Source organism: Paralysiella testudinis, assembly GCF_016894345.1.
GTDB classification, from domain to species: Bacteria; Pseudomonadota; Gammaproteobacteria; order Burkholderiales; family Neisseriaceae; genus Paralysiella; species Paralysiella testudinis.
Genome location: NZ_CP069798.1, coordinates 2489765 through 2515143 on the forward strand (window position 1 = coordinate 2489765; position 25379 = coordinate 2515143).

The 25379-nt window shown below is 55.6% G+C and carries 21 protein-coding genes, 1 pseudogene and 2 riboswitches; of the genes and pseudogenes, 8 read left to right on the plus strand and 14 right to left on the minus strand.

All coding sequences use genetic code 11. The features are described from left to right. Positions 1-209 precede the first annotated feature (209 nt). Positions 210-542, plus strand: a complete 333-nt coding sequence (locus JQU52_RS12710; RefSeq protein WP_230338836.1) for a hypothetical protein — start codon at positions 210-212, stop codon at positions 540-542. A 106-nt stretch (positions 543-648) separates the two neighbouring features. Beyond that, the gene (locus JQU52_RS12715; RefSeq protein ID WP_230338837.1) at positions 649-969 is read left to right on the plus strand and encodes a hypothetical protein; all 321 of its coding nucleotides are present in this window, start codon (positions 649-651) and stop codon (positions 967-969) included. A 79-nt stretch (positions 970-1048) separates the two neighbouring features. On the opposite strand, the gene JQU52_RS12720 is transcribed toward JQU52_RS12715, so the two are convergent. Then, positions 1049-2143 carry a D-alanyl-D-alanine carboxypeptidase family protein gene (locus tag JQU52_RS12720; RefSeq protein WP_379061873.1) on the minus strand — a complete coding sequence of 365 codons (1095 nt, stop codon included), beginning with the start codon at positions 2141-2143 and terminating at the stop codon, positions 1049-1051. 246 nt (positions 2144-2389) lie between these two features. Here JQU52_RS12720 and ilvA point away from each other — a divergent pair, with 246 nt between their 5' ends. Then, entirely contained in the window at positions 2390-3919 is a 1530-nt protein-coding gene (gene ilvA / locus JQU52_RS12725; RefSeq protein ID WP_230338839.1) for a threonine ammonia-lyase, biosynthetic, read from the plus strand. 221 nt (positions 3920-4140) lie between these two features. Beyond that, positions 4141-8901 carry an NAD-glutamate dehydrogenase gene (locus JQU52_RS12730; protein ID WP_230338840.1) on the plus strand — a complete coding sequence of 1587 codons (4761 nt, stop codon included), beginning with the start codon at positions 4141-4143 and terminating at the stop codon, positions 8899-8901. Between the two features lie 239 nt (positions 8902-9140). Here JQU52_RS12730 and gcvP read toward each other — a convergent pair whose 3' ends face one another. From gcvP to gcvT, 13 genes and pseudogenes are all read right to left on the minus strand, one after another. Continuing rightward, the gene (gcvP, locus tag JQU52_RS12735; RefSeq protein WP_230338841.1) at positions 9141-11999 is read right to left on the minus strand and encodes an aminomethyl-transferring glycine dehydrogenase; all 2859 of its coding nucleotides are present in this window, start codon (positions 11997-11999) and stop codon (positions 9141-9143) included. Between the two features lie 239 nt (positions 12000-12238). After that, positions 12239-13255, minus strand: coding sequence for a DUF4189 domain-containing protein (locus JQU52_RS12740; protein ID WP_230338842.1), 1017 nt, complete (start codon positions 13253-13255; stop codon positions 12239-12241). A gap of 48 nt (positions 13256-13303) precedes the next feature. Beyond that, positions 13304-13546, minus strand: a pseudogene (locus tag JQU52_RS12745) (arylesterase); the annotation flags it as partial. A gap of 44 nt (positions 13547-13590) precedes the next feature. Then, positions 13591-13965, minus strand: a complete 375-nt coding sequence (locus tag JQU52_RS12750) for a DUF4189 domain-containing protein (protein ID WP_230338844.1) — start codon at positions 13963-13965, stop codon at positions 13591-13593. After that, a complete protein-coding gene (locus JQU52_RS12755) occupies positions 13955-14461 on the minus strand; it encodes a DUF4189 domain-containing protein (protein WP_230338845.1) in 507 nt (168 codons plus the stop codon). Before JQU52_RS12755 ends, JQU52_RS12750 begins: the two co-directional genes overlap by 11 nt. Before the next feature lie 168 nt (positions 14462-14629). After that, complete coding sequence (locus JQU52_RS12760) at positions 14630-15277, minus strand: GDSL-type esterase/lipase family protein (RefSeq protein ID WP_230338846.1); 648 nt, start codon at positions 15275-15277, stop codon at positions 14630-14632. A gap of 6 nt (positions 15278-15283) precedes the next feature. Beyond that, positions 15284-16687, minus strand: coding sequence for a GntP family permease (locus JQU52_RS12765; protein ID WP_230338847.1), 1404 nt, complete (start codon positions 16685-16687; stop codon positions 15284-15286). 85 nt (positions 16688-16772) lie between these two features. Beyond that, the gene (locus JQU52_RS12770; RefSeq protein ID WP_230338848.1) at positions 16773-17291 is read right to left on the minus strand and encodes a gluconokinase; all 519 of its coding nucleotides are present in this window, start codon (positions 17289-17291) and stop codon (positions 16773-16775) included. Positions 17292-17336: 45 nt separating this feature from the next. Next, the gene (locus JQU52_RS12775) at positions 17337-18554 is read right to left on the minus strand and encodes an MFS transporter (RefSeq protein WP_230338849.1); all 1218 of its coding nucleotides are present in this window, start codon (positions 18552-18554) and stop codon (positions 17337-17339) included. 4 nt (positions 18555-18558) lie between these two features. Beyond that, positions 18559-19107: a DNA-3-methyladenine glycosylase I gene (locus JQU52_RS12780; protein ID WP_230338850.1), complete on the minus strand. Its 549-nt coding sequence runs from the start codon at positions 19105-19107 to the stop codon at positions 18559-18561. 12 nt (positions 19108-19119) lie between these two features. Further along, on the minus strand, positions 19120-19815 hold the full coding sequence (locus JQU52_RS12785; RefSeq protein ID WP_230338851.1) for an aspartate/glutamate racemase family protein: 696 nt from the start codon (positions 19813-19815) through the stop codon (positions 19120-19122). A gap of 83 nt (positions 19816-19898) precedes the next feature. After that, complete coding sequence (gene gcvH / locus JQU52_RS12790; RefSeq protein ID WP_230338852.1) at positions 19899-20294, minus strand: glycine cleavage system protein GcvH; 396 nt, start codon at positions 20292-20294, stop codon at positions 19899-19901. A gap of 93 nt (positions 20295-20387) precedes the next feature. Next, positions 20388-21488 carry a glycine cleavage system aminomethyltransferase GcvT gene (gene gcvT, locus JQU52_RS12795; RefSeq protein ID WP_230338853.1) on the minus strand — a complete coding sequence of 367 codons (1101 nt, stop codon included), beginning with the start codon at positions 21486-21488 and terminating at the stop codon, positions 20388-20390. Positions 21489-21567: 79 nt separating this feature from the next. Continuing rightward, positions 21568-21766, minus strand: a riboswitch (glycine riboswitch). Between the two features lie 29 nt (positions 21767-21795). Next, positions 21796-21895: riboswitch (glycine riboswitch) on the minus strand. Positions 21896-22147: 252 nt separating this feature from the next. Here gcvT and JQU52_RS12800 point away from each other — a divergent pair. The 4 genes from JQU52_RS12800 (at position 22148) to JQU52_RS12815 (ending at position 25371) form a co-directional block, all read left to right on the plus strand. Then, complete coding sequence (locus JQU52_RS12800) at positions 22148-22630, plus strand: Lrp/AsnC family transcriptional regulator (RefSeq protein WP_230338854.1); 483 nt, start codon at positions 22148-22150, stop codon at positions 22628-22630. A gap of 90 nt (positions 22631-22720) precedes the next feature. Next, the gene (locus tag JQU52_RS12805) at positions 22721-23296 is read left to right on the plus strand and encodes a DUF1415 domain-containing protein (protein ID WP_230338855.1); all 576 of its coding nucleotides are present in this window, start codon (positions 22721-22723) and stop codon (positions 23294-23296) included. Further along, complete coding sequence (locus tag JQU52_RS12810; RefSeq protein WP_230338856.1) at positions 23293-23661, plus strand: YbaN family protein; 369 nt, start codon at positions 23293-23295, stop codon at positions 23659-23661. Before JQU52_RS12805 ends, JQU52_RS12810 begins: the two co-directional genes overlap by 4 nt. Before the next feature lie 303 nt (positions 23662-23964). Then, on the plus strand, positions 23965-25371 hold the full coding sequence (locus JQU52_RS12815; protein ID WP_230338857.1) for a sodium:proton antiporter: 1407 nt from the start codon (positions 23965-23967) through the stop codon (positions 25369-25371). Positions 25372-25379: the final 8 nt, after the last annotated feature.

The following is a 25379-nucleotide window of genomic DNA, read 5'->3' on the forward strand; positions in this document are numbered from 1 at the left end:
ATGATGTTTTTATTCTTTCAGGCAGCCTGTATACGGAAGATGGTGTATTCAAGCTCAATCGGCTTATTCAAGCTTCGTTATTTATTAAATATTTAAATTGATATTGACATTACAAAAAAAAAAAACAATATACTTCTGCTGCATGTACTTTTTCTGTATTAACAAAAGCGCCTGCACTCCCTTAAAACTCACCTGACAAGGACATCATAATGAAAAAAACAGCGCTAATTTTGGCCACTTTGTTTTCTCTAACGGCTTGCGGCGGCGGCAAACTGCCCTCCAGTTGCGTTGATGCTTTAAAGGGCTTTGCCGCTTTGGACGATGCTCAAAAAAAACAACTCAGTATGGTAACCACAATGCGCTTAAAAGCGGTTCTGCGCCAAGGCAATGGCGATGTCGACAAGGCCATTGACGTATGGAAAACAACCGTAGAAGCACAATATGAAGCCGTCAGCAAACAAAAAGGCAGCAAAACCGCCGATTTACTTATAAGCCAAAGCGAGCAGCAATGCGAGGAATGGAAAAAAGAAATCAAAAAATAATTAAACCCAATCAGGCTGCCTGAAAGTGCCTTTTGGCTTCACAGAAGCTTCGCTTTCAGGCAGCCTTGTTTATCATTGCATTCAAACCATAGAAACCAAGCACATCATGAGCACCCAAACCGATATTCTGAGCATCAATCAAATCCAGCTATTGCTGTCGGAAAAGCGCACGGCGCTGTCGGTGATGCGCACCGGCATTGCCATTCTGGCTTTGCCGCTGTCGATTTTCAGCGCGCTGATTGCCACCTCCAAAATGTACACCATTTCCGATGTGTGGCTACCGCTGGCGCTGGTGAGCGGGGTGAATTTGTCGCTGTTGGCTTTTTCGGCGTATTTGATTATCCATTCACTGCAACGCATGCGTCATTACGACTGCCGGATTGCCGCCATCAAGCAAAACCATCCAGCTTTAAAGAATTTGGTTTGAATGAATTAAAAGGCTGCCTGAACATGAATCATGCTTTCAGGCAGCCTGAAAGCGGTTTTGTGTATTCAACCAAGGCAAATCAGGCAAACAAGCCTTTCACCCACAGCACCAAGCCATCCCACAAGCGGCCAAACCAGCCCGCTTCCGGCACATCAGCCAATGCCACCACTTCTTTTTCGGCTACGACTTGTTCGCCATCCATCAGCTTCAGCGTACCCAATACACGGCCTTTGGCAATCGGCGCCACCACTGGCTGCACGGTTTCCAGCACCGGCTTCAGATTTTTGGCGCTGCCTTGCGGCACGCTCACATAAGCATCGCGCAAAAAGCCCACGCCCACGGTGCTGCTTTTGCCTTTATACACCTTCACATCGGTAATCGATTCGTTGGCATTATAAAGCTTGGGCGTATCAAAAAATTGCAGCGCCCAGTTGAGCAGCTTGCTGCTTTCAGTGGCGCGCGCTTCCGGGCTTTCGGTGCCCACCACCACGGAAATTACGCGGCGGCCATTGCGGTTGCTCGACGCCACCAAATTATAGCCCGCGCTGCTGGTGTGGCCGGTTTTCAGGCCGTCTACGCTCGGGTCGCGGTAGAGTAAGAGATTGCGGTTGGGCTGGTTGATGTTGTTGTAGGCAAAAGATTTAAGCGAGTAAATCGGGTAGTACTGCGGATAGTCGCGGATAATCGCATTGGCCAAGATGGCTAAATCGGCCACCGAAGTGAGGTGTTGCGGCCCGGGCAAGCCGGTGCTGTTGTCAAAATGGGTGTTGGTCATGCCCAAGCGTTTGGCTTCGGCATTCATGATTTGCGCAAAACCTTCTTCACTGCCGCCGATGGCTTCGGCCAAAGTAACTGCCGCATCGTTGCCCGATTGCACAATCAGGCCTTTGAGCAAATCGTCGACACTGGCCGGTTTTTTGGGGTCCAAAAACATGCGCGAGCCTTCGCTGCGCCAGCCTTTATCGGAAACGGTGAGCATTTGATCGGGCTTCAGCCGCCCTTCACTCAGGGCTTTGAAACTTAGGTAAGCGGTCATCAGCTTGGTGAGCGAGGCAGGCTCTACTTGGTCGTGCAGGCCCTTGCTGGCCAGCACTTGGCCGCTTTGGGCATCTTCAATAATATAGGCAGCGGCAGCCACTTCGGGCGGCTGCGGCACGGTGGCGGCCACAGCCATGCCGGTGATGGCAATCAGGCTTAGGGCGGCAACGTTTTTAATCATGCTCATGGCGTATCGGCAATCCATTTTTTGGGTTTTGCACCGCAGGCACGAATGTCTGCAGCTGGGGTAAAGGGCAGAATTATAGCCGCTCAAGCCACGCTTGCTAAGCGTTTAACTTGATTTTGCTTGCACATCGGCAAGGTGCGCGTTATTGTGGCTGCTTGTCATTGATGCAGTGCAACCAAAACAGTTCCTATCCTCATGAAAAACACCCACGCCCATTACCTCACCCGCATTCTCACCGCATCGGTTTACGATGTGGCCGTTGAAACCCCGCTGGATTACGCCCGCAACCTGTCCGACCGCTTAAACAACCGCATCTGGATTAAGCGCGAAGACTTGCAGCCGGTGTTTTCATTCAAAATCCGCGGTGCCTACAACAAAATGGCCAAGCTGCCTGAAGCGGCACTGCAAAAAGGGGTGATTACCGCCAGCGCGGGCAATCATGCACAAGGCGTGGCCTTGTCGGCGCAAAGCCTGGGCTGCCAAGCCACCATTGTGATGCCCAAAACCACGCCTCAGATCAAAATCGATGCGGTAAAAAAACGCGGCGGCAATGTGGTGCTGGCCGGCGAATCGTATAACGACGCCTACGACCACGCCATGGAATTGGTAGCACAAAGCGGCCTAGCCTATATCCCGCCGTTTGACGACCCCGATGTAATTGCCGGGCAAGGCACCATCGGCCTGGAAGTCATCCGCCAGCACCCCAAACACATCGACGCCATTTTCTTGCCTATCGGCGGCGGTGGCTTGGCCGCCGGCGTGGCCGCGTTTATCAAAAACGTGCGCCCGGAAATCAAAATCATCGGCGTGGAAACCGACGACGCTTGTGCCATGCGGCAATCCATCCATGCCGGCGAACGGCTGATGCTCAAAGACGTGGGGCTGTTTGCCGACGGCACCGCAGTGAAGCTGGTGGGCGAAGAAACCTTTGCCTTGTGCCGCGATTTGCTCGATGAAATCATTTTGGTGGACACCGATGCCGTGTGCGCCGCCATCCAGGATATTTTTGACGACACCCGCAGCATTACCGAGCCTTCCGGCGCCTTGGCATTGGCCGGTTTGAAAGCCTATATTGCGCGCGAGCAATGCAGCGGTCAAACCTTAATCACCGTGGCCAGCGGTGCCAATATGAACTTCCACCGCCTGCGCCATGTTTCCGAACGCTGCGAAATCAGCGAAGGCCACGAAGGTATTTTTGCGGTCACCATTCCCGAAGAGCCGGGCAGCTTCCGCCGTTTTATCGACCTACTGGGCAGCCGCAACATCACCGAATTCAACTACCGCTACGGCGATAGCCGCCAAGCGCACATCTTTGTGGGCATTCAGGCAGCCGGTGCCGACGACTTGCAGCAAATCGCCGCCGAGCTCAACCAAGCCCAACTGCCCGCCTTGGATTTAACCCACGACGAAATGGCCAAAATCCACATCCGCTATATGGTGGGCGGCCGCAGCAATCAAGTGGCCAACGAGCGCCTAATCAGCTTTGAATTCCCCGAGCGCCCCGGCGCATTAGGCCGCTTTCTCAACCACATGCAGTCCGATTGGAACATCACCCTATTTCACTACCGCAATCATGGCGCTGACTATGGCCGCGTGCTGGTGGGCGTAGACGTTCCCCCGGCCGACCATGCCGCTTTTGCCGCTTTTCTAGACAACCTAGGCTACAGCCACCACGAGCACACCGACAACGCGGCCTATAAGCTGTTTTTAAGCACCGCTGCCTGAACGCCTATCGGCAGGCTTTTATTGCATCGCAACACAAGCCCTGCTTGCTGTAGAGCAACAAACCCAGTATGGTAGACAACAACACGCCATCTTTGTGCTGCACAGCGGCACAAAGATGGCGTTGACACGTCAAATTTTGGCCTGCAACGCATGATTTCACTTTATGTTAAACACATAAGGCATAAGCAATATCCTTATATTCGCAACAGGAAAACACTGCCATGAATCCCATCGACACCCTGATTAGCCAACTGCAACAACTGGCCGAAAACCAAAACCTGCCCGCCGACTTCGGCCAGTTTTTACAGTATTACTACGAAGACGCCGACATTGGCGATTTAAGCGGCTACCCCTTGCCGCAGCTGCTGGCCGGGGCGCTGGATCACTACCGCTTTGCCAGCGAGCCGCGCCAGCGCGGCCAAGCACGCTTGCGCTGCCTGCAACAGGGTGCCGATGCCGAATTTGCCGCCTGCAGCACCGTGATTGAAATGGTGGCCGACGACATGCCGTTTTTGATTGACTCCACCATTTTGAACATCAACAAGCAAGACGCCCACCTCAACTGGATTGTGCACCCGGTGATTACCGCCCGGCGCGATGAAAAAGGCGCCGTCAAACAATGGCTGCGCAGCAAAAGCAGCGATGAAGGCAAAGAGTCTTTAATTCAAATCAGCCTGCAAACGCTGCCTGAACAGCAAGCACAAGCCTTGGCCGATGCCCTGCAAAACATGCTCAACGGCATTTACGCGGTGGTAAACGACGAAGCGGCCATGCGCGAAAAAATCCACCACATCCGCCAGCACATCATCACCGAAGGCCGCTCGGATCAAGCCGAAATCGTGGCGTTTTTGGAATGGATGGCCAACAACCACTATCTGTTTATGGGCTTTTGTGAATACAACGTGGTGAGCGATGCCGCCGGTGAAATCCAGCTTCAGGTAGCCGAAAACAGCGGCTTAGGCGTTTTGGCCGGACGCCGCAACGCATCGTATTCCGCCGGTTTTTCCGCCCTGAATGCGGCCGACAAAAAAGCCTGGCTCGAAGGCGAACGGCTGATTCTGAACAAATCGCAACGCCGCGCCAACATCCACCGCAATGCCTACTACGACTTGGTGGGCATCCAAAAACTTGACGCCTTGGGCAATGTGGTGGGGCAATGGCGCTTTATCGGCCTCTACACCGCCCAAGCCTATTTGTCCAGCGTATGGGACATCCCCATCCTGCGTCAGAAAAGCCAATATGTGGTAGAGCAATGCGACTTTATCCGCGGCAGCTACAAAGACAAAATGCTGCATTTCGTGCTGCAAACCTACCCGCGCGACGAATTGTTTGAAATCAGCGCCAAAGCCTTGGCCGACACCGCCAGCGGCATGGTGTCGCTCAACGAGCGCCCACGTGTGCGCCTGTTTACCCGCACCGACGACTTCAAGCGCTATGTGAGCGCCATCGCCTATCTGCCGCGCGAACAGTTCAACACCGAGCTGCGCCAGCGCGTGCGCCGCCATCTGGCCGAAGCTTTTGCCTCTAGCGAAAGCGATTTTGCGGTACAGCTCTTAGGCGACAGCCCCTTGGCACGGGTGCATTTTATGTTTCGTACCCACGCCTCCACCCTGCCCGACTTCAGCACCGCCGCGCTAGAACAAGACATCAACACCATGGTGCGCGGCTGGCACAGCGACTGGCAGCAACTGGCCACCCAACAAGGCTTGAGTGCCGAACAAACCGGCCCCTACGAAAACGCCTTTTCCGCCGGCTACCGCGAAAGCTTCAGCCCGGCCGAATCGCTGGACGACATCCGCACCATCCAAACCCTGGACGAACAAGGCGAAACCGCCATGCGCATGGGTTTGCAGCCCGACAACACCATCGCTCCCTATTGGCTAAAAATGTACTTCAATGGTGCCAGCCCCAGCTTATCGAAAACCCTGCCCATCATTGAAAATCTCGGCTTGTCGGTGTATGCCGAAGTGCCCTACCGCATCCGCCGCAGCGGCGGCGATGTGGTGGGCTTAAGCCATTTCAGCCTGTCCTTGCCCGAAGGCCTTAGTGCCGAATTTATTGATCAGGAAAACACCCGCAACAACATCCTCGCGCTCTTGGACGCGGTATGGCAAGGCCGGGTGGAAAACGACCGCTTCAATGCCTTGGTGGCCGCCGCCGGGATTGCTTGGCGCGACAGCGTGCTGGTGCGCGCCTTGGCCAAATTCCTCAAACAGGCCACGCTGCCGTTTGGCCAGCCCTATGTGGAGCAATGCTTAATGCGCCACGGCGCCATTGTGGCCAATTTGGTGGCGCTGTTTCACGCCCGCCTGCATCCGGCCGATGCCGACGAAACCCGCGCCGCCGCCCTTCAGGCAGCCATTAAAACCCAATTGGCCGATGTGCCAAGCCTGGATGAAGACCGTATTCTCAACGCCTTTATGACGGTGATTTTGGCCATCGAGCGCACCAATTTCTGGCAAAACGATGCCCAAGGCTGCCCCAAGCAAGACATCAGCTTCAAAATCCGCTCGGCGCAAATCGATTTTCTGCCCAAGCCGCATCCTTTGTTTGAAATCTGGGTCTACAGCCCGCGCGTGGAAGGCACACATTTGCGTGGTGCCAAAGTGGCGCGCGGTGGCTTGCGCTGGTCCGACCGCATGGAAGACTTCCGCACCGAAGTGCTGGGCTTGGTGAAAGCGCAAATGGTGAAAAATGCCGTGATTGTGCCGCACGGCTCCAAAGGCGGCTTTGTGTGCAAACAACTGCCACCGCCCAGCGAGCGCGAAGCCTATGCCGCCGAAGGCGTGGCCTGCTACCAAATTTTCATCAACGCCCTGCTGGATCTTACCGACAACCTCAAACAAGGCGATATTATCGCGCCGGCCGATGTGAAGCGCCGCGATGAAGACGACCCCTATCTGGTGGTGGCCGCCGACAAAGGCACTGCCCGCTTCTCCGATGTGGCCAACGGCATTGCTCAAAAACACGGCTTCTGGCTGGATGACGCCTTCGCCTCCGGCGGCTCCGCCGGCTACGACCACAAAGGCATGGGCATCACCGCCCGCGGCGCATGGGAATCGGTAAAACGCCATTTCCGCCACTTGGGTAAAGACATTCAAAACGAAGACTTCACCGTGGTGGGCATTGGCGACATGGGCGGCGATGTGTTCGGCAACGGCATGCTGCTCTCGCGCCACATCCGCCTTAAAGCCGCTTTCAACCACCGCCATATCTTTATCGACCCCAATCCGGATGCCGCCGCCAGCTTTGCCGAGCGCCAGCGCCTGTTTAACGCCGTGGCCGGTTGGGATCAATACGACCCCGCCCTGATTTCCGAGGGCGGCGGCGTATACGAGCGCAATGTAAAAAGCATCAAACTCACCCCCGAAGTAAAAGCGTGGCTGGGCACCGATGCCGACAGCCTGCCGCCCAGCGTACTGATTCACGAATTGCTCAAAGCCGATGTAGAGCTGCTCTACAACGGCGGCATCGGCACTTACATTAAAGCCAGTACCGAAACCCACGCCCAGGCACAAGACCGCGCCAACGACGACTTGCGCGTAGACGGACGCGACATCAAAGCCAAAGTATTGGGCGAAGGCGGCAACCTCGGTGCCACCCAACTTGGCCGCATCGAATACTGGCAAGCAGGCGGGCGCTGCTGCACCGATGCCATCGACAACTCCGCCGGTGTTGATTGCTCCGACCACGAAGTCAACATCAAAATCCTGCTCGGCGCCGAAGTGCAGCAAGGCCGCCTCACGCTGCCTGAACGCAACGAATTGCTCAAGGAGATGACCGACGACGTGGCCGCGCTGGTGCTGCGCAACAACTATCTGCAAACGCAGATTCTGGCCATGAACCAGCTCAACCCACACGCCTTTTTGCACGCCCATGCCGATTTGATTATGTTCCTGCGCGAACACGCCGGTTTGAGCCGCAAGCTGGAATTCTTGCCCAACGATGCCGAAATCAAGCAACGCGATTTGGCACAGCAAGGTTTGACCAATCCGGAAGTGGCGGTATTGCTCTCTTACAGCAAAATTCATTGCCAAAGCGAATTGTTGGAAAGCGACTTGCCCGACGACGCCAACTTTATGCCGGTGCTCACCCAATATTTCCCCACCGCCTTGCAACAGCGCTATGCCGACAAAATGGGCAGCCATTACCTCAAACGCGAAATCATCGCCAACCAGTTGGCCAACCGCGTGGTTAACCGCATGGGCATCAGCTTTGTGCAGCGTTTCAGCACCGAAATGGACGCCAGCGTGGCCGAAGTGGTGCGTGCCTACTGGATTGCCAGCGAATTGTTTGACGGCGAAGCGCGCTTTGCCCAAATCGAAGCACTCGACAACCGCATTCCGGCCGCAGAGCAAATGCAGCTGATGGCCACCTTTGCCCGCCTGCTCAACCGCGTGGCACGCCAGCTGCTCAGCCACAAACGCCCGTTTGGCGACATCGGCGCCTTTATCGAACGCTACCGCGCCCCGGTACAACAGCTGCTGCAACAACTGCCGCAATGGGTAGGCACCAACGCCCATCCGAGCGTGCAAAAAGAAGAAGCCAAGCTGCGCAGCTTCGGCGTATTGGGCGACGATGACATCACCCTGTTGGCGCGGCTGCCGTTTGCCGAAAACAGCATTGCCATTCTCGATTTGGCACAACAGCAGCAACGCAGCCTGACCGAAGTGGCCGCAGCCTATTTTGCCTTATCGGAAAAGCTGAGCATGGGCTGGCTCTACCGCGCCATCGCCGCCTTGCCGCGCCACAACCAATGGCAAAACCAAGCCTGTTTGGCGGTGCGCGAAGACATCCAAACCCTGCACCTGCTGGCCACCGAAAAATGGCTCGCCAGCGACGGCAATGCCCACGCGCGCGCCGAATTGGAAAACATACTCGACAAAGCCAGCCAGCAAATTCACGCCATGCAAGCCTACGAGCAAACCGATTTGGCCATGCTCTCGGCACTGGCACGCAGCCTGCTGCGGCTATTGGCCTAAATGGTGTTTTAGCTGCACAGAACGGGGCTTTCAGCTAGCCTGAAGCCCTGTTCTGTTTTGGTATTTTTTGATTCAATATTTGACTCAATAAAAGAAAAACGGATATGAATACCTTAAGCCGTGCATCGCTGCTTCATTCCCTTCAGGCTTAAGATTAAAAAGCACTGCCCGGATTCATTTGACAGTAAAAAAGGCTGCCTGAAACCTTTCAGGCAGCCTTTTAGCCAATACACAGCCGATTAGTCTTCGTAGTTGTCGATGCTGGGGCAAGAGCAAATCAGGTTGCGGTCGCCGTAGACATCGTCCACACGGTTCACGCTGGGCCAGAATTTGTTGTCGCGCACCCAAGACAGCGGATACACGGCTTCTTCGCGGCTGTAGGCGCGCTTCCACTCACCGGCGATGTTTTGCGCGGTGTGCGGGGCGTTCACCAGCGGGTTGTCGTCTGCCGGCCAGTCGCCTTGTTGTACTTTCAGCGCTTCGGCTTTGATTTGTTTGAGCGCCGCGATAAAGCGATCCAGCTCGGCTTTGCTTTCGCTTTCGGTGGGCTCAATCATCAAGGTGCCGGCCACGGGGAAGCTCATGGTGGGGGCGTGGAAGCCGTAGTCCATCAATCGCTTGGCGATGTCCACTTCGGTAATGCCGCTTTCGGCTTTGAGCGGGCGCAAGTCGATGATGCACTCATGCGCCACGCGGCCGTTTTTACCGGTGTAGAGCACAGGGTAGTCTTCGCTCAGGCCTTGGGCGATATAGTTGGCATTGAGCAAAGCCGCTTCGGTGGCTTGGCGCAGGCCTTCGCCGCCCATCAGGGTGATGTACATCCACGTAATCGGCAAGATACTGGCGCTGCCATACGGCGCGGCAGATACGGCGCCCATACCTGCGGTGGCACCGGCCACCGGTGCTACGGCATGGCTGGGGGCAAACGGCGCCAGATGGGCTTTAAGACCGATCGGGCCCATGCCCGGGCCGCCGCCGCCGTGCGGGATGCAGAAGGTTTTGTGCAGGTTCATGTGCAACACGTCGGCGCCCACTTCGGCTGGTTGCATAATACCCACTTGCGCGTTCATATTGGCGCCGTCCATATACACTTGGCCGCCATGCTCGTGGATGATGCGGCAAATGTCGCGAATGCCTTCTTCAAACACGCCGTGGGTAGACGGATAGGTAATCATCAAGGCACCCAACTGGTCTTTGTGCTGCTCGGCCTTGGCTTGCAAATCGGCCATGTCCACATTGCCCGCTTCATCAGTAGCCACCACCACCACTTTCATGCCCAGCATTTGTGCGGTGGCGGGGTTGGTGCCGTGGGCGGAGCGCGGAATCAGGCACACATTGCGATCGGGCTGGCCGTTGGCGGTATGATAGCGGCGGATGGCCAGCAAGCCGGTGTATTCGCCTTGGGCGCCGGAGTTGGGCTGGATGGCAATGGCGTCGAAGCCGGTAATGGCTTTGAGCTGCGCTTGCAGGCCGTTAATCATTTCCAGATAGCCCTGGGTTTGCTCTGCCGGGGCAAACGGGTGGATATGGGCAAATTCCGGCCAAGTAATCGGCAGCATTTCGGCGGTGGCGTTGAGCTTCATGGTGCAGGAGCCGAGTGAAATCATGCTGTGATTCAGCGCCAAGTCTTTGTTTTCCAGCTTTTTCAGGTAGCGCAGCATTTCGTGTTCGGTGTGGTAGCGGTTGAACACTTCATGGCTCAAAATCGCATCGCGGCGCAATACCTCGGCAGACAGCTTGCCGCTGATGTTTTCCGGCAAGGCGGCTTCGCTGCCGGTAAACAGGCGCGTGAGCACGGCAAAATCTTCGGCCGACGATTCTTCGTGGAAGGCCACGCCCAAAACGGTATCGGACACACGGCGCAGGTTGAAGCCGCGTTTTAAGGCTGCCTGATAAATATCATCGGCACCGGGGCCGCAATCCACCAGCACGGTGTCAAAGAAATGGCTGTACACCACTTTGAGGTTGCCGGTTTTGCTGGCGGCCACCACATCGGCAAAGGCCGAAGCCAAGGCATGGATGCGTTGGGCAATGCGTTTCACGCCTTCGGGGCCGTGATAAACCGCATACATCCCGGCCAAGTTGGCCAGCAGCACTTGCGAGGTGCAGATATTGGAATTGGCTTTTTCGCGGCGGATGTGCTGCTCGCGCGTTTGCAAAGCCATGCGCAAGGCCGGTTTGCCGCCCGCATCGATGGACACGCCGATAATGCGCCCGGGTGCCGAGCGTTTGTGTTCGTCTTTAAAGGCAAAATAAGCAGCGTGCGGGCCGCCAAAGCCCATCGGCACGCCAAAGCGCTGGGTATTGCCCAAGGCCATATCGGCACCCATTTCACCGGGCGATTTCAGCAGCACCAAGCTCATCACATCGGCGGCCACCGCCACTTGCGCACCGTGGGCTTTCACCGCGGCGATGATGTCGGTGAGGTCGACCACATCGCCGTCGCGACCCACATATTGGAACAAAGCGCCGAAATACTCGCCGTTGCGGGCGGTGTCGAAATCGCCCACCACCAACTCAAAACCAAAGTATTCAGCGCGGGTTTTCAGCACGTCCAGCGTTTGCGGGAACACGCGCTCATCCACAAAAAAGCGGTTGGATTTGGCTTTGCTTACGCGGCGCGCCATGGTCATGGCTTCGGCGGCGGCGGTGGCTTCGTCGAGCAAAGATGCACCCGCCAATTCCAAGCCGGAGAGATCAATACACACTTGTTGGAAATTGAGCAGCGCTTCCAAGCGGCCTTGGGCAATCTCGGCCTGATACGGCGTATAAGCCGTGTACCAGCCCGGGTTTTCCAGCACATTGCGCAAAATCACATTCGGCAGGCGCGTGGGATAGTAGCCCAAGCCGATATAGCTTTTGTTTACCGTGTTTTTGGCGGCAATGGCTTTGAGCTTGGCCAAGGCATCGGCTTCGCTCATGGCGGCGGGCAAATCCAGCTTGCCCGGCATACGCACGCTTTGCGGCACGGTGCTATCAATAAAAGCGCCGATGTCTTTGGTGCCCAAAGCAGCCAGCAAAGCTGCTTGGTCGGCGGCATTGGTGCCGATATGGCGGCCGATAAATTCGCCGTGGTTGAATAAATTGTTTACGTTCATGTTTTTCCTCTGGACTGGTTCAGTGTTGCATGGGTATACAGGCTGCCTGAAATGGCGGGCAGCCTAGGGTCTGTTCACATTTCATCGCGTGACCCTATTTTGGCTTAAAAGCCCGCTTTCTGCGTTGAAAATGCGCGCAAGGTGTTCAACCTTGCTGTGCTTTTCGCCTTGAACGCAGACTTTTCTGCTCAAAATCTGATGCACGGCTAAAATGTGAACAGACCCTAGAAAGTGGTGTTTTAACGGCGCGTGGCTTCGCCTATTTTTGGCCATCGTTCCAATTCCTGCTGCATCCAACGCTTTTGGTCGGCAATGCCTTTCTCGGAGGGCGGGGCATAATATGCCGGGCGCTCGCCGTATTGCAAGCCAGCGCATTGTGCATCGAAGTAGTAGCAGTCGTTGTCACCAAATTTGGCAACGCACTGCCGGAATGCTTTTTGCTCCGCCTGCTTCGGATCGGCATCGGTGGCGGTGAAATACTGCGGCTTGCCTTGGTATTTGGCATAGGCCACCGCACCGCAAGTATCGGCAAAGGTTTGCAAAACCGTGCACGCACCTTGGCCACCGGCGCGGCAGAATTCTTCGGCGCTTCGCTGTGCGTCTTGTTTTTGCGTGTAGCTGGCGCTGGTGGTCACAAAACCAAACGTTTTCAAACCCACTTGGGTATTGAAAAAAGACACTTTTTGCCGCTGCATAATCGCCGTGATCAGGGCATGATTATCGCCGGGCAGCCAGCCGTGGCGGCCGGAACCCTGCCCATTATCAAGCGTACCCCGGGGGGAGATAATGGTGGCGGCAACCTGGCAGCTGCTGCTGCCACACTGAGCCAGCGCTTTTTGCTGTGCCTGGTCTTCGTCATCGCCGGTGGCCCAAAACGCTTTGCCTTGCTGCGCATCCCACGCCAGCACCAAAACGCCACCGGTGACCGTGGCCACCACCTTGCAGGGGCTAAACGGCTTGGCCGCTTCGCATTCTTTGACCGCACGCGGATTAATCACCGCCTTGCTGCTGATAAAACCGCCCGGCGCGGTATAAATACCATAAGCCATGCCGTGCTCGTCCATGGCCAGTGCGCCATACCAATTGTAGGTGGGCGGCGGCGGCGGTTCGTAGGTTTCGCACCAGCGCGGCACCATCCCCTGAAGCTGGCCATTAAAAAAATACGGATCCTCGCCACATTGATACATCCTGGCATGCACCCCTGCCGAGATACTCAGCAACATCGCCATCGATATTGCTCTAAGCCCAATATTCATCACAGCTTCCTTTCCGTTTGCCTTAACGGCAATAGCATCAACCGCGTTTTAGGCCGCAAACCCTTGCTGGCGCAAAAACGCCCACATTTTCTCTGCAAACACACGATAGCCTTGGGCATTGGCGTGGATTTGGTCGGATTTCAATTTTGGGTCGCCCAAAATTTCCGCCCACACACCAGCCAGCAAGGGAATGTTTAATTCTTGTGCCAATTCGGCATACAGCGGGTGGTCGCTTAAGCGGCCAAACAGCGCGCCGGTGGTGAAATACGGCACCGCCACCAACACCACCGGCACACCAGCGGCCCCTACGGTGTTTTAACGGCGCGTAGCTTCGCCTATTTTTGGCCATCGTTCCAATTCCTGCTGCATCCAACGCTTTTGGTCGGCAATGCCTTTCTCGGAGGGCGGGGCATAATATGCCGGGCGCTCGCCGTATTGCAAGCCAGCGCATTGTGCATCGAAGTAGTAGCAGTCGTTGTCACCAAATTTGGCAACGCACTGCCGGAATGCTTTTGCTCCGCCTGCTTCGGATCGGCATCGGTGGCGGTGAAATACTGCGGCTTGCCTTGGTATTTGGCATAGGCCACCGCACCGCAAGTATCGGCAAAGGTTTGCAAAACCGTGCACGCACCTTGGCCACCGGCGCGGCAGAGTTCTTCGGCGCTTCGCTGTGCGTCTTGTTTTTGCGTGTAGCTGGCGCTAGTGGTCACAAAACCAAACGTTTTCAAACCCACTTGGGTATTGAAAAAGACACTTTTGCCGCTGCATAATCGCCGTGATCAGGGCATGATTATCGCCGGGCAGCCAGCCGTGGCGGCCGGAACCCTGCCCATTATCAAGCGTACCCCGGGGGGAGATAATGGTGGCGGCAACCTGGCAGCTGCTGCTGCCACACTGAGCCAGCGCTTTTTGCTGTGCCTGGTCTTCGTCATCGCCGGTGGCCCAAAACGCCTTGCCCTGTTGCGCATCCCACACCAGCACCAAAACGCCACCGGTGACCGTGGCCACCACCTTACAGGGGCTAAACGGCTTGGCCGCTTCGCATTCTTTGACCGCGCGCGGATTAATCACCGCCTTGCTGCTGATAAAACCGCCCGGCGCGGTATAAATACCATAAGCCATGCCGTGCTCGTCCATGGCCAGTGCACCATACCAATTGTAGGTGGGCGGCGGCGGCGGTTCGTAGGTTTCGCACCAGCGCGGCATTATGCCCTGCTGGCCATTAGAATATACAATATCCTCGCCGCATTGATACATCCTGGCATGCGCCCCTGCCGAAATACTCAGCAACACCACCACCGATACTGCTCTAAGCCCAATATTCATCACAGCTTCCTTTCCATTTGCCTCAACGGCAATAACATCAACCGCGTTTTAGGCCGCAAACCCTTGCTGGCGCAAAAACGCCCACATTTTCTCTGCAAACACACGATAGCCTTGGGCATTGGCGTGGATTTGGTCGGATTTCAATTTTGGGTCGCCCAAAATTTCCGCCCACACACCAGCCAGCAAGGGAATGTTTAATTCTTGTGCCAATTCGGCATACAGCGGGTGGTCGCTTAGGCGGCCAAACAGCGCGCCGGTGGTGAAATACGGCACCGCCACCAACACCACCGGCACCCCGGCGGCTTGTACGGTGGCCACAATGCGGCGGATATTGGCGCGGGTTTCGCTTTCAGGCAGCCTGCGTAAAAAATCATTGCCGCCGATGCTCACCAACACCAGTTTGGGATTTTGCTGCATCAGCGCGGGCAGGCGTGCCAAGGCTTGCGCCGAGGTATCGCCCGATACGCCGCCATTCACCACTTGCCAGCCGCTGCTGTGCGAGAGCACCGCCGGATAAGCGGCATCGGCACCGGCACCGTAACCGGCGGTAAGCGAATCGCCCAAGGCCAATACGGTGCTACCGCGGGCGATGTTGCTGTGGCTTTTGCGCCCGCCGCCGCAAGCCGTGAGCGCTCCAGTGGCGGCCACGGCCAAGCTTAGGCGTAAAAAATGGCGGCGGTTAATGCTGTGTTTCATAAGCGGTTACGAAGCCAATAAATAAATCGCATAGGCACCGATAAAACCAATCACCGCCATCAGCGCTTGCGCCACGGTCCAGGTTTTGAGGGTGGTTTTCATGTCCAGATTAAAGAAGCGGCTCACCAGCCAAAAGCCGGAGTCGTTTACATGCGAGGCAAATACCGAGCCTGCCGCCAGCGCCAATACAATCGCGGCTACCTGCACGCTGTTGTAATCCAAATTGCCCATTACCGCCGGTTGCACCAGCGCGGCGGTGGTAATCAGCGCCACCGTGGCCGAGCCTTGCGCCACGCGCACCAAGCAGCTAATCAGAAAACCGGCCACAATAATCGGCAAGCCCATGTGTTGGAAGGAATCGGCCACCGCATTGCCGATGCCGGTGGCACGCAATACACCGCCAAACATACCGCCCGCACCGGTAATCAGAATCACCGAGAAAATCGGTGCCAGCGCCGAATCGAGCACTTTTTCCACCAATTTGGCCGGTTTGCCGCTGTGCCAGCCCAGCAGCAACATACCTGCCAATACCGACAGCAACAAGGCAATCGGCGTTTCACCCACAAAGCGCAACACGCCCACCAAAGGCTGCGCCAAAAAGGCTTTGCTATCGGCGGTGGTGGCGGCATACATATTCAGGCCGGTATTAAAGGCAATCAGCAAAAACGGCAGCAACAGCAGCAGCACCACCACACCCAAGCGCGGATTGGAAGCAAATTCTTTTAATTCTTCGCTGCCTTTATGCAAAAATTCCGGCACCGCAATCTGGTATTTTTTGGCCACATATTGGCCAAACACCATGCCCACCAAATACCACACCGGCAAAGCCACCAACAAACCCAACACCATCACCAAGCCCACATTGGCGCCCAGCAAGCCGGAAGCGGCCACCGCGCCCGGATGCGGCGGCACAAACACGTGCATGGCCGAGAAGGCAATCACCGAAGGCATAGCATAGCGCAACAGCGAGCCACCGGCACGGCGGGCGGTGGCGAAAATAATCGGCAGCATCACCACCACACCGGCGTCAAAAAAAATCGGGAAGCCTACCAGCAAAGAAGCCACACCCAAGGCCAGTGGCGCGCGTTGCTCGCCAAAACGCTTGATTAGCGCATCGGTAAGCACTTGTGCGCCGCCGGAAATTTCCAGCATACGCCCGAGCATGGCACCCAAGCTCACCAATAAAGCCACCGAGCCGATGGTGCTGTTAAACCCGCTCGACAGCGCTTCGCTCATGCGGTGCGGCGGAATACCGGCCGCCAGCGCGGTGAGGATGCTCACCACCATCAGTGCAATAAATGCATGCACGCGGAACTTCATAATCAGCAGCAGCAAAAAACCCACCGCCACCGCCGCCAGCAACAGCAATTGTGATGCACTGAGCTGCCACATCAACACCAAATCTTTCATGTTATTTCCCTAGCTTGGTTAATGGCTGCTTATTTGTTTTTCAGGCAGCCTGTTGTGAAAATCGTTTTGTCTTTATGTATTGAAATCAAAGCTGGTTTTGATACCACTCACCCGCCGCCGCCGCTACGGCGGTAATCGGCGGATTGATGTCCACCACCACCCCGGCTTCCCATGCCGCCAGCGGCTCTAAAGTGTCGAATTGGCTGCCCAGCAAGGTGGTGGGCATGTATTCGTGACTGCGTTTTTGCAGGCGCGCTTCAATCAGCGCATAGTCGCCATGCAAATGCACAAACACCACATCGGCGGCCTCATGACGGATGACTTCGCGATACCAGCGCTTTAAGGCGCTGCAGGCGATAATCACCGGCTTGCCTGCGGCTGCGGCTTCGCGGGTGCGCTGGCCGATGGTTTTCAGCCACGGCAGGCGGTCTTCGTCGTTCAGCGCATGGCCGGAGCGCATTTTTTCCTTATTGGCCGCCGGATGCAAATCGTCGCCGTCGATAAAATCGATGTGCAACAAGGCCGCCAAAGCCGCGCCTACTTCCGATTTTCCCGATCCTTGTACGCCCATCAAGATAATCGATGGCTGTGTGTTTGCACTCATACTTTTTATTCCCATTATTTTAAAAATCATTTACATACAGTGCCATCAAAGGCTGCCTGAAAATTTAAGCTGGCGTTTTTTCACCATCAGCACCCCGGCAATCACCATCGCCAGCACCTGCGCTGCTATCAAGGTACTCACCGTATTGGGCCAGCCCGCATGCGCATAGGCAATGCCGCACAGCCAAGTTCCGGCAAAGCCACCGGCGTAATAGGCCATGTAATACAGCCCCGAAGCCAGCGAGCGCCCTTCTTCCACATGCTGGGCAATGTAGTTGATGGTGGCCGACTGGGTAATAAACACACCGGTAGACATCATTGCCAGCGCCAGTACAATCAGCCACAGCGGCGTGCTCAGGCTTAGCAACACGCCAAACACCGATAAGGCCACCGCCAACAATACAGTGCGGTTGGCGCCAAAGCGCATAATCAGCCGCCCGGCCAAGGGCGTAATCACCATGCCGATTAAATACACGGCAAAAATATCTGCCAGCTGGGCGCTGTTCAAATAATAAGGGCTGGCGGCCAAATGCAGGTTGATATAGGTAAAACAACCCAGCAGCGAAAACAGCACGCAAAAGCCCAAGGCGCAGGCCGACAGCACATGGCGGTTGTGTAGATGCCGCCACAGCGTTTTTGCAGCATTAGACATTTGCGGCCGCGCCACAAAGCGGCGCGATGGCGGCAAATGGCGCCACACCAACACGCCACCGCCCACGCTTAACGCCGCCATCACCAAAAACCCCGCGCGCCAGCCTATCCATTCATCCAGATAGCCCATCAAAAAGCGACCCAAAAAGCCGCCCAACACCGTGCCGGACACATAAAACGACATCAGCCGCACGCGGTTGGCACCGCTAAATTCTTCGCCGATATAGGCAATCAGCACCACCGTAATCCCCGGCACTGCCAAGCCTTGCAAAAAACGCAGCCACCACAGCTGGCCGATATCATGCGTCCAAAACATCGCGGCGGTGGGCAAGGCCAAAAAAAACACTGAGGCAATAATCAGCCCGCGCCGCCCCAGTGCATCCGACAACATGCCCATAAACGGCGACATCAACGCTACCGCCAGCACCGTGGCACCCACGGTGGTGCCGGCCGTTACCGCATCGATGCCCAAATCCCGCATCAATACCGGCAACACCGACTGAATCGAATACACCTGCAAAAACGCCAAGGCGCCGGTGATGGCGGCGGTGAGCAACAGGCTTAAGGGCAGGTGTGGTTCGAATACGGCGGCGTGTTCTGGGGCAGCACTCATCAAATTAACCTTGCCGCCACGGCGGATTAGCAGCCGCCACCTGTGCATACACCGGGCAATCGGGGCTGTGCGCACCGGGCAGGTAGCCTGTGCTCATCAAAAATTCATTCACAATCTCGCCGCCCACAAATTTGAATTGTTTTTTAAACAGCTTCACCCATTCCGGCAACGCGCGCGGGTGGTGGGCATCAAGCCAGGCTTTAAAGCTGCCGTATTGTTGTTGCAAGTGCAAAATCTGCTGCGCATTGTGGATGGCGGCGTTTACTTTTAAGCGGTTGCGCACAATACCGGCATCGGCCAGCAGGCGAGCGCGGTCGGCCTCATCAAAGGCGGCCACTTCGGCGATATCAAAACCGGCATAGGCTGCCTGAAAATAAGCTTGTTTTTTAAGCATCAAGGTCCAGCTTAAACCGGCCTGGTTGATTTCCAACAGCAGCCGCCCAAACAGGGCATTATCATCGGCAATCGGAAAGCCGTACTGGTGGTCGTGGTAATGCTTATTGGGGTTGTCGGTGTTAGCCGGCAGCGCATTGGCAAAATCGCAATAGCTCATCGCCCTGTGTCCTCACACCCCGGCTAGGGCGAAATCCACCGCCGCCAGTGCATGCAGCTCGGTGCTGTCGAACACCGGCAATGCAGTATCCGCAGGCTGAATCAGCAGGCAAATTTCGGTGCAACCCAAAATCACCCCTTGCGCGCCCTGCGCGGCCAAATCGGCAATGGCTTGCTGGTAAACCGCCTTGGCTTCAGGCTCGATGCGGCCAACACACAGTTGCTCAAAAATAATTTGGTGTAGTTTGTCTTGCACCGCCGCTTCGGGCACCAACACGGTGATGCCGTGCTCGGCCATGCGTTCGGCGTAAAAGCCGTCGCTCATGGTAAAACGGGTGCCCAGCAACGCCACTTGCTGCAAACCTTGCGCGCGAATGGCCGCTGCGGTGGCGTCCACCACGTGCAATAAAGGAATACCGGCCGCTTCACTTAGCGCCGGCGCCACTTTGTGCATGGTGTTGGTGCACAACACCAACGCTTCGGCACCGATTTGCTGCAATTGGCGTGCGCAAGCGGCCAGATGCGCGGCGGCACCAGCCCAATTGCCCGCGCGTTGCAGACACACGATTTCTTCAAAATCCACGCTGTGCATCACCAGCCGCGCGCTGTGGTTGCCGCCTAAGCGGCGGTTGATTTCGCGGTTGATGATTTGGTAGTACAGCACCGTGCTCTCGGCACTCATGCCGCCGATTAAACCGAGGGTTTTCATATACTGGCTTTCAGTATTGGCTTCAGGCTGCCTGAAAAAATTGCGCCCGTTTTGTACGCAGCAAAACGGGCGCAGCAGTGGCGTTAGCCGATTTCAGCGGCGTATTGTTCGGCGCTCAGCAAGCCGTCCAAATCGGCGGCATTGGCCGGTTTGATGCGGAAAAACCAGCCGTCGCCGTAGGGGTCGCTGTTGGCGGTTTCCGGTGCGTCTACCAAAGCTTGGTTAACGGCCACGATTTCGCCTTCAATCGGTGCATAAACATCGGAAGCGGCTTTCACCGACTCCACCACACCTGCTTGCTCATCGGCAGACAGGGTGGTGCCCACTTCGGGCAGCTCTACAAAGACGATGTCGCCCAGCAGCTCTTGGGCGTGTTCGGTAATGCCCACGGTGATGGTGCCATCGGCTTCGGTGCGCAGCCATTCGTGGCTGGATACGTATTTCAGCTCGGCGGGGATATTGCTCATGGTGTTCTCCATTGTTGGGGTAAGGGTATGAATGGGATTTACTAAACAGAAACAACAAACAGAAATAAGCTGCCTGAAAACCATTTCAGGCAGCCTAATGCTCACTTAATCAAATTGTTTTTGGCCGTTGCGCACAAAAGGCAGCTTCAGCACGCGCACATCGGTGAGGGTGCCGCGAATGTCCACTTGCGCCACGGCTTCGGTGGCTTTGGGCACGCGGGCGATGGCGATGGATTGCTTGAGGCTGGGCGAAAAGGTGCCGCTGGTAATCACGCCGGTGCCCACGCCCGGAATCACCACTTCCATGCCTTCGCGCAACACGCCGCGGCTTTCCAGCAGCAAGCCCACTTGTTTTACCGCCACACCGTCGGCTTTTTGCTGCACCAGTGCGGCACGGCCGATAAAGTCGCGGCCTTCGTCTTTAAAGTCTACCGTCCACGCCATGCCGGCTTCCAGCGGGGAAATGTCGTCGTCCATATCGTGGCCGTACAAATTCATGCCCGCTTCCATGCGCAAGGTGTCGCGCGCACCCAAACCGGTGGGCAACACGCCCGCGGCCTGCAATTGCCGGAAAAACGCTTCGGCTTGGTCACCGGGCAAAATCACTTCTACGCCGTCTTCGCCGGTGTAGCCGGTGCGCGCCACAAACCAGTCGCCGCCGCGATCGGAGCCTTGAAACACTTTAAGCTCGTCAAGTGTGTCTGCCCAATCGGTTTTCACTTGCTTTAATTTGGCAATCGCCTGCGGGCCTTGCACCGCCAGCATGGCCAAGTCGTAGCGCGGGGTGATGCTTACGCCGAATTCGGCACCGATTTTATTAAACTGCGCCAAGTCTTTATCGCGGGTGGCGGCATTGGACACAATGCGGTAGGCGGTTTCGGCTTCGTTCATGCGGTAAACAATCAAGTCGTCCATCACGCCGCCCGCTTCGTTGAGCATGGGCGAATACAGCGCTTTGCCCACAAAGCCCAGCTTGGCCACATCGTTGGCCAGCAGCTTTTGCAGCCAAGCGCGGGCGTTGTCGCCCACCACATCGCTCACCAGCATGTGCGATACATCGAACATACCGGCATCGGTGCGCACCGCTTCGTGTTCTTTAATTTGGGAGCCGTAATGAATCGGCAGATTCCAGCCGGCAAAGTCAACCATTTTGCCGCCGGCGGCCACATGGGCCGGATAGAATGGGGTGTGTTTGGGTTCGGTCATGCTCAGTTTCTCCTGTGAATAATAGAGCCGGTGTCTGGGTTCGGGCCGTGCTGAATACACGGCCTCAAAACCCAAACACCCGACCCTATCTGTCCTGAAACCTGAGATTTTCGGATTTAAGGCTGCCTGAAAGCAGTCTTAAAATATGCCAAGCCCAAAAACTAAGCCACGCAAGCGCTTAAAACAAACCTGCGCTTGCGGTTATTTTGTGGCTGGATATGATTTCCTTCTCCCCTTCGGTGGGCGCGTACTCAGCGCCACTCTCCAGATGTATTGCCGCAGCAGCCAGTCCAATAATGAATGGCCGCTGCGCTTTGCAGTCCTTGATACCTGAGCGATTTAAGGGTTTCTGCGCCTTCGGTGTTGCGCCAAACAAAATCCGGCGCAAGCTCTCCTGCAATGAGGCGGATTATCGCCGACTGTTGCCACGGCGGCAAGCCTTTATCTGCGCCTAAGCTGCGTTGCCATTTTGGTCATTCATTCAGCAAAAAATAACCAGAATATAACCATACTCTAGAATAAAGCAAAAATTTATGTCAAAATAGCCGACCATTTTAGCAGTTCAATGCCCAAGCCAAACTCCAAAACAGCAGCCTAATCACGGCTCTGGGCGCGGCGATGGCGCCACACCAACAAAAAAATAAGAAACAAGGATTATCATGTCATTGAGTTTTTTGGATAAAACCGATTTAAAAATTTTGCAGGTATTGCAGGAAAACGGCCGCCTCACCAATGTAGAATTATCCGAACGTGTGGCCTTGTCGCCCTCGCCCTGTTTGCGCCGCCTCAAACAATTGGAAGACGCCGGCATTATCCGCCGCTATGCCGCGCTGTTGGAGCCAGCGAATGTGGCTTTGGGCTTGCAGGCCTTTATCCGCGTGTCGGTAGACAAAAGCAATCATTCACGCGAAGAATTTGCCCAGGTGGTGCACCAATGGCCGCAGGTGCTCAGCTGCTTTGCCCTCACCGGCGAAACCGATTATATGCTGCACGCTTTTTTTGCCGATATGAACGCGTTTTCCGGCTTTGTGCTCGACATCTTGCTGGCACATCCGGGCGTGCAAGACGCCAAATCCAGCTTTGTGTTAAAAGAAATCAAAAACACCACTGCCCTGCCGCTGGATCATTTGCAAGCCGAATAAATCCGATCACCGCCTATGATTATCTTGGGCGGTTTTTTATCAACTGCCGTTCAGGCAGCCTTATTAAGACAATATTAAAGCACACCCATCATGTCCCAGCCCGTGCCATCCGACCAAACCTGCATCAATGCCACCCGCATCTGGCTGGAACAAGCCGTGATCGGGCTGAATCTGTGCCCATTTGCCAAAGCGCCCTACATCAAAAACCAGGTGCGTTTTGCCGTCAGCCATGCCCGCCATCTGGATAGCTTTTTGGAAACACTGGATCAGGAATTGCAGCTTTTGGCCGCCAGCGATGCCAACGAAATCGAAACCACATTGCTGATTGAGCCCATGCTGTTTGCCGATTTTTTACTGTTTAACGACATGTTGGACTTGGCCGAAGCCGCCGTGCACGACAATAATCTGGACGGCATTATTCAAATCGCTCCGTTTCACCCGCAATTCCAATTTGCCGACACCGCCGCCGATGATATGGGCAACCACACCAACCGCAGCCCCTACCCCACGCTGCATTTAATCCGCGAAGACAGCATTGCCAAGGCCACCGCCGCCATTGCCGACCCTGCTGTTATTTTCGAGCACAATATCGCCTTATTGCACCAAATGGGGCGCCAAGGTTGGGAAGCACTGGCCATCCCCACCGATCCCAGGCTGCCTGAATGAACCACGCTTGGCGGCTGTTGCTGCTGGCTATTGGCGTATGTTCTCTGGCGCTGGGCATTGCCGGTATTTTTCTGCCCGTTCTGCCCACCACCCCGTTTGTGCTGCTGGCCGCCGCCTGCGCCGCCAAGGCTTCGCCGCGTTTTCACCGCTGGCTGCATCAACACACCACCTTCGGCCCAATGGTGCGCAATTGGGAACAAAAACGCGCCATACCGCGCAAGGCCAAATGGCTGTCTAGCGGCATGATGGCGGCATCGGTATTGCTGCTGCTGTGGCGGCTGCCGCAATACCCGTGGCTGATTGCCGCCGTGGCGGTGGTGTGCCTCAGCGTTGCCGTTTGGTTGTGGCGGCTGCCGGATGCTTGATGCACTGCGTTAAGGCAGATTGATTTTCTGAACCATGTTAAGCAACGGCACCAACGAACAATAAGGCTGCCTGAAACGAAGGCTTCTGCGCAGCCAAAACTTTCAGGCAGCCTTTAATCGTGCAATCACTCTAATCATACCGGTTTTAACTGGCGCTTACTTTTCTTTTCCATTAAAATCAGCCATTGCTTTAAGGTCTGTACCCAGGGTTATTTCAAACCCAAATACTGAATCAACCAAGCCACTCTGGCCGGTTACATCCAGCAATATGTGCCAGCACCCATCAAAAACGAAGGAAAATCAATGCGCACCCCAGCAGTATTTTCGGCCTTGCTGTTCTTGTTTCTGCCCACACTGGCCTTGGCTGCCGACCCCAATGCCAACGACTTAAGCCTGCTGTGGGGCTTGCCCTTTGCCTTGATTTTACTCTCCATTGCCTTATGCCCTTTGTTGATGGGCCATATTTGGCACCACCATTTCGGCAAAATCACCGCTTTTTGGACCGTATTGTTTTTGCTGCCCTACACCATTGCTTTTGGCTTGGAGGCCAGCGTCCACACCGTGGCACATGCGCTGATTGAAGAATACATTCCGTTTATTTTATTGCTGCTGGCACTGTACACCATTTCCGGTGGCATTCTGGTGTGGGGCAATTTGCACGGCAGCCCCAAAACCAACACCATTTTGCTGGCCATCGGCACCGCCTTGGCTTCGATTATGGGCACCACCGGCGCGGCCATGTTGTTAATCCGCCCCTTGCTCAAAGCCAACGACAACCGCAAGCACAAAGTGCATGTGGTGGTGTTTTTTATTTTTCTGGTCGCCAATATCGGTGGCGGCCTCACCCCTTTGGGCGACCCGCCACTGTTTCTGGGTTTCTTGAAAGGCGTAAGCTTTGGCTGGACTTTGCAACATATGCTGTTGCCGGTGCTGATTAGTGCGGTGATTTTGCTCGTGCTGTTTTATCTGTTGGACAGCTTTTTATACAAACAAGAAGACGAAATCCTGCCGTACGACCCCACGCCCGATTCCAAACTCAAAATCTACGGTAAATTCAACTTTATCCTGCTGGGCGGCGTGGTGGCCAGTGTGTTGATGTCGGGCATTTGGCAATCTGAAATCCGCTTTTATGTTTTGGGCAATCTGGTTTATTTACAAACCGTTGTGCGTGATGTATTGCTAATTGCGCTGGCACTGCTGTCGCTCAAGCTCACCCCCAAGCAAGTGCGTGCGGGCAATGAATTCAACTGGGATCCGATGCTGGAAGTGGGCAAATTGTTTTTGGGCATTTTTATCACCATCAGCCCGGTAATCGCCATTCTGAAAGCCGGTGAAGCCGGCCACTTCAAAGCATTGATTCAATTGGTACACGATACCGAAGGCCAGCCCATCAATGCCATGTACTTCTGGATGACCGGCATGCTGTCGGCCTTCTTGGACAACGCGCCCACCTATCTGGTGTTTTTCAATATGGCTGGCGGCGACCCGCATGTACTGATGACCGGCATGCAAAATACCTTGCTGGCCGTGTCGATGGGCTCGGTGTTTATGGGTGCTTTAAGCTATATCGGCAATGCGCCTAACTTTATGGTGAAATCCATTGCCGAGCAGCGCCGCGTGAAAATGCCCAGTTTCTTCGGTTATATGGCGTGGTCGTTTGGGATTTTGGCACCGCTGTTTATGCTGCATACACTGATTTTCTTCTGGTAAAATCCGCC